The sequence below is a fragment of the Enterococcus sp. AZ095b genome (assembly GCF_051714725.1).
Classification (GTDB): Bacteria; Bacillota; Bacilli; order Lactobacillales; family Enterococcaceae; genus Enterococcus_B; species Enterococcus_B pernyi.
The window spans coordinates 782460-790000 of the sequence record NZ_JBIOSL010000001.1; the positions used below are offsets into that span (position 1 = coordinate 782460).

The window sequence follows — 7541 nt, forward strand, 5'->3', positions numbered from 1 at the left end:
TAATGGTAACGTAGTACGTACAAAAAGCAAGAATCATTTCTTTTATAAAAAAGCAGCTAAGTTATTTTGGTCCAAATGTTTTATCGTAAAGGCTTGTACTATGACCAGGCTGCGTACGTTCTTTTGGATTGATGAAATGTAACGCGTTATTGACAGCAGTCGGTGCCTCTCCAAATCCCGTGGCAATCAATTTCACTTTTCCTTCATAGCTACAAATGTCGCCAGCAGCATACACACCAGGAATTGAAGTTGACATATCAGAGTGGACGGTGATCGCATTTCTGGAACTTTCAAGTCCCCAAGAAGATAAATGCTCTAAATTAGAAGTGAACCCATAATTGACGATCAATGAGTCAACCATGAGATCAATCGTTTCATCCGTCTTAGCTTTTTTTAGACGAATGTCTGACAACTCTCCATTTAAACCAGATAAACGCTCAATCAAATAAGGTGTTAATACATTTACAGAGGATTGATTCAACTGATTGACGCTATGTTCATGAGCCCTAAATGCCTCTCGACGATGAATCAAATAAACTTCACTCGCAATAGGTTCAAGCATCAGTGCCCAGTCGATTGCTGAATCCCCACCACCAGCAATGGCAACTTTCTTTCCTGCATATTTCATCAAGTCGTTCACGAAATAATCTAACCCATGGTTTTCGTATCGGTCAGCATGTTCTAAATTCAGCTTTCTTGGTTGGAAAGAACCACTTCCTAGCGTCAGGATCACAGCTTTTGAATAATGGATACCTTTCGTAGTAGTGATCTCGATGATCTCATCTTCTCTGGAAAGTGAGAGAACTTCTTCATTTAAATGAAATGTATGATTAAAAGTGGTCAATTGTTTCTTTAAATTATTAACAAGATCAACCGCTTTGATTGCTGGATAACCAGGAATGTCATAAATATATTTTTCAGGGTATAAGGTAGTTAACTGTCCACCAAGTTGAGGCAAACTATCAATAATATTGGTTTTCGCTTGGCGCATACCAGCATAAAAAGCTGCAAACATGCCAACCGGCCCTGCACCAATAATTGTAATATCGTAAATTTCCATTTGAAATTCCTCCCTTGGTGACACTATAACAGAATTTAATTGAGAATTCTTCTCAAATAGTTTAATTATGGAACGAGCAGTCACTAAAATATAAGGAGTGATCTAACATATAGTTTATTTACTTTCAATATTAGCTAAAAAGAGTTATTTTACTAGTACGAAGTGTTTGAATCTAAGAGGTAGAATTTTATGATTAAAAGAATAACAAGCAATGCAAAAGAAGACGGAGTATTGACGCTGTCTTTTCTTTTAGCAATAGGTACCATGTTCATCATCCCGCCAAACTTCAATTATTTTTCTTATATCGATTTTCACACATTGATTCTTCTTTTTTGTTTGATGTTGATTGTAGAAGGGATACGGCAACAACAGTTTTTCGATTATCTAGGCAATTATTTGATCACCCAGACAAAAAATACGAGAGGGATTATTTTGATTTTAGTGTTTCTCACGTTTATCAGTAGTATGCTGATTACGAATGATGTGGCACTGATCATTTTTGTACCATTTGGTCTATTGATAGTAGAAAGGATCGGCATGCGAACATTGATTCCTCTCGTCATAACTTTGATGACGATTGCGGGTAATCTAGGAAGTATGTTCACTCCGATCGGTAATCCACAAAATCTTTATTTATTCGCACAATCACACTTACAACTGTTCGAATTTTTACAGTTGATGCTTCCCTATACACTGGCTGCTGCCATATTATTGGTGGTGTTGATCTATGGGAGAATCAAGAATAATACCATCGATTTGGCGAATACAGAAGAGATAATGTTAAAGCGAAAACAACTCATTTTTTATTTTGGTCTATTTTTAATATGTCTTCTAGCTGTAAGTGGCATCATCCCTCATTATGTCGTATTAGTCTTAGTGAGTGTCAGTATCCTAGGCAATGATCGCCGACTCTTTAAACATATCGATTACTCCTTATTATTTACGTTTGTTTTTCTTTTTATATTCATCGGGAATATCAAACAAGTAGATGTTGTCCGAGCCTTTTTTGAAAAAAGTGTGGCGCATCATGAAGTCAGTGCAAGCATTTTTGCAAGTCAATTGATTAGTAATGTTCCTGCGGCGCTCCTGTTATCAAGTTATACAGAAAATATCAAGGGTTTGATCATTGGGACGAACTTGGGAGGATTAGGGACATTGATTGCTTCAATGGCAAGTTTGATCTCTTACAAATTAGTCATCAAGCAATATCCGGAATGGAGAAAAAAGTATTTATTCGTCTTTGCATTCTACAACATCGTTTTTTTGATTTTCTTGTGGCTCATCTTTACCGTATATCAATAGAATATGTTATGATTACACAGGAAGACAGAATTTTTTAGGAGGAAGAAAAAATGGCATTTCCACAACTTGATCTTATGAATGAGAAGGGGCCTAAAGCTCTTATAAAAACGAACCGCGGAGATATTACAGTAAAACTATTTCCTGAGTTAGCACCTAAAACAGTCCAAAACTTTGTTGAATTAGCAAAAAAAGGGTACTATGATGGCGTGATTTTTCATCGTGTGATCCCTGATTTCATGATTCAAGGAGGCGACCCAACCGGTACAGGTATGGGAGGCGAAAGCATTTACGGCGAAAGTTTTGAAGATGAGTTCAGCCGCGAATTGTTCAATCTACGTGGCGCACTATCAATGGCTAACTCTGGTCCAAATACAAATGGTAGCCAATTCTTTATCGTCAACAACACAAATGTGCCAGAAAACATGCTTAGTCAATTAGAAGGAGCAGGATTCCCTAAAGAAATCATTGAAGCGTATAAAAATGGGGGAACACCATGGCTTGATTTCCGTCATACAGTGTTTGGCCATGTACTTGAAGGAATGGATACAGTCGATGATATCGCAAATGCGCAACGTGGACCACAAGATCGTCCAGTACATGATGTAGTGATCGAAACGATTGAGATTTCTGAATAAAGTAAAATTTTAAACATACCAAGCTCTTAAAAAACGCCGAACAGCAAAAGCAGAAAATACTTTTGCTGTTCGGTGCTTTTTTGGTTGGGGTGGTAACAAAGTAGGGAAGACTAACATTTTTTGTCCAATGACTTCTTTCGTTTTCTAACTTAAAGCACGTTGGATACGTAAAAGCCCTTCTTTTAATACTGATCTTGGACAAGCGACATTCAAACGCATATGGCAATGACCACTTGGTCCAAAACTGATCCCAGGATTCAAGACGACTCTGCCTTTTTCAATCAACTTCTTTTCAAGTAGTCGGTCATCGTCCGTATAGGCAGAAAAATCAAGCCATATAAGGTACGTTCCTTCTGGCTTCATCACTTTGACATCAGGGAGATGCTTAGTAAAGAAGGTAATGACTTCTTGGACATTTTCTTCCAGATAAACTAATAACTCATTTAACCATTCCTCACCAGTTTCGTAAGCGGCTTGAGTGCCTAAAAGTCCGAAAGTATTGATTCCTTGATGTTGATTTTTTTCTAATTGTTTCGTAAAGCGACTTTTTAAATCATGATCTTTGATGAAAACCATTGAATTTTTTATTGCAGCTAGATTAAATGTCTTAGTTGCTGAAGTGAATGTGATCAATAATCGAGAAAGGGCAGGATCAATTGTTTGAATCGAGGTGAATCCATGTCCGGAAAAGACGATATCTTGATGGATCTCATCACTAAATAAGAAGACGTCGTATGTTAAGCAGAGTTCACTTAACTGTTTGAGCTCTTTTTTAGTCCAAACACGACCACCTGGATTATGCGGGTTACATAGAATCATTGCTTTTATCTTGTTTGAGACGATTTTTTCTTCCATATCTTGAAAGTCCATTTCAAAATGATCGGCTGCTTTATTTAAAGGACTGCGAATCAATTGACGCTCATTATTTTCAACAATTGCACCAAATGGCGGATAAACTGGATCATGAATCAACACTGCATCACCTGGAGCTGTAAATGCTTGAATCGCCAAGGAGAGACTAGCTAAGACTCCACTAGTGAAAAGAATGTGGTCTTTAGTTAGAGTCACATGATGGCGCCTTTCTTCCCAATCAATCACTGATCGGTAGAGACCGTCCGGTACGATCGAATAACCAAAAATGCCTTTTTGCAGATAGTTTTGAAAAGCGGTTGTTACTCCTTGAGGGGCAAGAAAATCCATATCCGCTACCCATAAAGGTAAAAGATCATTCCTATGATAAGTTTGTGAGATGGCATCCCATTTTACGCTATCTGTGTTTAGTCTTGAAACTATTTCATCAAATTGTTCCATCTATAAGACCTCCATATCTAGATGCAAGAACAGAACTTCTTTTTTTTTAATATTTACAGTATAATGATAAATGCGAAGAGAGGGAAGTATATGACTTATAGAATAGGCGAAATAATCAAAGGGAAAATTACTGGAATACAACCATATGGAGCGTTCGTTTCATTAGATGAAGAGACACAAGGGTTGATCCACGTATCAGAAGTGCAATCTGGTTATACGAAGAGTATTCATACATTATTGAAGGTGGGGCAACCGGTGACTGTACAAATCATTGATATTGATGAGTATTCGAATAAAATCAGTCTGTCGTTACGTACCTTAGAAAAGAAAGTACCATCGATCCCATACCGAAGAAAACGATACTTCACTAATAAAAATAAAAAAATCGGGTTTGCAACGATTGAAAAACAGTTACCTATATGGATCAAGGAAGCATTGATCCAATTAGATAAAAAAGAATCAAGGAAATAAAAGTGTATTTTTTCTGAAAATATGCTAAAATTCTCTTGTAAGCCATAAACAAGTTGATCGAGGTGGAAATTTTGGCAAACAAAAGAGTCGCTGGTACAATTATGTTGCATTTGGAGGATGGATCTAAAAAATTTTTAGTTCATTCAAGAGAGAATAAATTAGAGTTCGCATGCGCAGACCACTCAAATGATAAGACTGGTTTAGCAAACATACTTAGTTTCTTAAAAGAAAACGTTCATATTGATGTGAGTAAAATCAACTTGATGGAGTTGACGAATACCCATATCAATCAAGAAAATGTTCCACTTTTTGTTTTTGAAACGGAACAAAAAAATCAACAAGAACAGTTAGGCGAAGGTTATCATTGGGAAGATCCAGGACAAATGCGTACGGTACTAGGGATTTATGAAGTAGATGGTGTACCGATTTTTTAAATTGATTCAAGTACCTCTACCAAAGAGAAATGAATACCGTTCGCAGGTGTATCGTTGACTACTTGAGAATCAACGAATAAAATAGGAGATCATTTTTTGGAACCAAGCAGGACTTTCAGAGAAGTTTGAATATCTTTCAAACTTCTTTTTTTTGTCTATTTTAAAAGAAAAGTAGAAGAGAATGTTCAGGATTCAATTGATTTTTTACCTGTTTTATAAAAAAAGCACTTAAATACATGTATAATCCGAATGATCATAAAATAATTGGAAACCTTGTCTTTTTTTTTACTTAAAAATAAGTATTGACGCTAAGTGTGTAGCATGGTAAATTAGAAAACGTTGATTCGAAAAAAAGTTCTTTTGAAAATATTCAGAAAAACATCGAAAAAACTATTGACCGCTGGATAAAACCATGTTAACATAACGAAGTTGAATTATTTCAGCGCTTTGTGAGACGCTTGTATGTAAGAATTTAAAGCCAAATAAAGTGTTGACAAATAACATACGACAAGTTATGATAAGTGAGTTGCTAAAACGACCTCGTGAAAAACGAGTTCAAAAAACTTTTAAAAAATAGTTGACAATCATTCGAGAGTTTGCTAAGATATAAAAGTTGCTACGGCAATGACAAACGATAAGTTGAGGCAGTTGTGTTTCAATTGTCACGTAGACCTTTGAAAACTGAACAAAGTAAGACAAACCAAATGTGTAGGGCGTCTTGATTCAATTCAAGACAACGAACATTTTTAACAAGCAAGCAATATGCTAGCAAACAAATTGAGCTTAACAATCGCAAGATTGTTCTAACTTTTATTATGAGAGTTTGATCCTGGCTCAGGACGAACGCTGGCGGCGTGCCTAATACATGCAAGTCGAACGCTTCTTTTCCCACCGGAGCTTGCTCCACCGGGAAAAGAGGAGTGGCGAACGGGTGAGTAACACGTGGGTAACCTGCCCATCAGAAGGGGATAACACTTGGAAACAGGTGCTAATACCGTATAACAATCGAAACCGCATGGTTTCGTTTTGAAAGGCGCTTTACGGTGCCGCTGATGGATGGACCCGCGGTGCATTAGCTAGTTGGTGAGGTAACGGCTCACCAAGGCCACGATGCATAGCCGACCTGAGAGGGTGATCGGCCACATTGGGACTGAGACACGGCCCAAACTCCTACGGGAGGCAGCAGTAGGGAATCTTCGGCAATGGACGAAAGTCTGACCGAGCAACGCCGCGTGAGTGAAGAAGGTTTTCGGATCGTAAAACTCTGTTGTTAGAGAAGAACAAGGGTGAGAGTAACTGTTCACCCCTTGACGGTATCTAACCAGAAAGCCACGGCTAACTACGTGCCAGCAGCCGCGGTAATACGTAGGTGGCAAGCGTTGTCCGGATTTATTGGGCGTAAAGCGAGCGCAGGCGGTTTCTTAAGTCTGATGTGAAAGCCCCCGGCTCAACCGGGGAGGGTCATTGGAAACTGGGAGACTTGAGTGCAGAAGAGGAGAGTGGAATTCCATGTGTAGCGGTGAAATGCGTAGATATATGGAGGAACACCAGTGGCGAAGGCGGCTCTCTGGTCTGTAACTGACGCTGAGGCTCGAAAGCGTGGGGAGCAAACAGGATTAGATACCCTGGTAGTCCACGCCGTAAACGATGAGTGCTAAGTGTTGGAGGGTTTCCGCCCTTCAGTGCTGCAGCTAACGCATTAAGCACTCCGCCTGGGGAGTACGACCGCAAGGTTGAAACTCAAAGGAATTGACGGGGGCCCGCACAAGCGGTGGAGCATGTGGTTTAATTCGAAGCAACGCGAAGAACCTTACCAGGTCTTGACATCCTTTGACCACTCTAGAGATAGAGCTTCCCCTTCGGGGGCAAAGTGACAGGTGGTGCATGGTTGTCGTCAGCTCGTGTCGTGAGATGTTGGGTTAAGTCCCGCAACGAGCGCAACCCTTATTGTTAGTTGCCATCATTTAGTTGGGCACTCTAGCAAGACTGCCGGTGACAAACCGGAGGAAGGTGGGGATGACGTCAAATCATCATGCCCCTTATGACCTGGGCTACACACGTGCTACAATGGGAAGTACAACGAGTCGCGAAGTCGCGAGGCTAAGCTAATCTCTTAAAGCTTCTCTCAGTTCGGATTGTAGGCTGCAACTCGCCTACATGAAGCCGGAATCGCTAGTAATCGCGGATCAGCACGCCGCGGTGAATACGTTCCCGGGCCTTGTACACACCGCCCGTCACACCACGAGAGTTTGTAACACCCGAAGTCGGTGAGGTAACCTTTTTGGAGCCAGCCGCCTAAGGTGGGATAGATGATTGGGGTGAAGTCGT

Annotated in this window: 6 protein-coding genes and 1 rRNA gene (1 of these 7 only partly in view); 5 read left to right on the top strand and 2 right to left on the bottom strand. The window is 39.6% G+C overall.

Features of this window, described 5'->3' with window-relative positions:
- Positions 1-61: 61 nt before the first annotated feature.
- Positions 62-1060: an NAD(P)/FAD-dependent oxidoreductase gene (locus tag IGJ99_RS03715; protein ID WP_023519245.1), complete on the bottom strand. Its 999-nt coding sequence runs from the start codon at positions 1058-1060 to the stop codon at positions 62-64.
- 189 nt (positions 1061-1249) lie between these two features.
- Between IGJ99_RS03715 and IGJ99_RS03720 the strand changes: the two genes are divergently transcribed.
- Complete coding sequence (locus IGJ99_RS03720; protein ID WP_019724008.1) at positions 1250-2362, top strand: SLC13 family permease; 1113 nt, start codon at positions 1250-1252, stop codon at positions 2360-2362.
- Between the two features lie 50 nt (positions 2363-2412).
- The gene (locus tag IGJ99_RS03725; protein ID WP_010736096.1) at positions 2413-2997 is read left to right on the top strand and encodes a peptidylprolyl isomerase; all 585 of its coding nucleotides are present in this window, start codon (positions 2413-2415) and stop codon (positions 2995-2997) included.
- 144 nt (positions 2998-3141) lie between these two features.
- Here IGJ99_RS03725 and IGJ99_RS03730 read toward each other — a convergent pair whose 3' ends face one another.
- Entirely contained in the window at positions 3142-4308 is a 1167-nt protein-coding gene (locus IGJ99_RS03730) for a MalY/PatB family protein (protein ID WP_010736095.1), read from the bottom strand.
- Positions 4309-4398: 90 nt separating this feature from the next.
- Here IGJ99_RS03730 and IGJ99_RS03735 point away from each other — a divergent pair, with 90 nt between their 5' ends.
- The 3 genes from IGJ99_RS03735 to IGJ99_RS03745 all read left to right on the top strand — a co-directional run.
- Positions 4399-4779, top strand: a complete 381-nt coding sequence (locus IGJ99_RS03735; RefSeq protein WP_019724010.1) for a CvfD/Ygs/GSP13 family RNA-binding post-transcriptional regulator — start codon at positions 4399-4401, stop codon at positions 4777-4779.
- A 71-nt stretch (positions 4780-4850) separates the two neighbouring features.
- A complete protein-coding gene (locus tag IGJ99_RS03740) occupies positions 4851-5213 on the top strand; it encodes a hypothetical protein (protein WP_010736093.1) in 363 nt (120 codons plus the stop codon).
- 811 nt (positions 5214-6024) lie between these two features.
- Positions 6025-7541: ribosomal RNA gene (locus IGJ99_RS03745) — 16S ribosomal RNA — on the top strand; it runs 44 nt beyond the window's last position.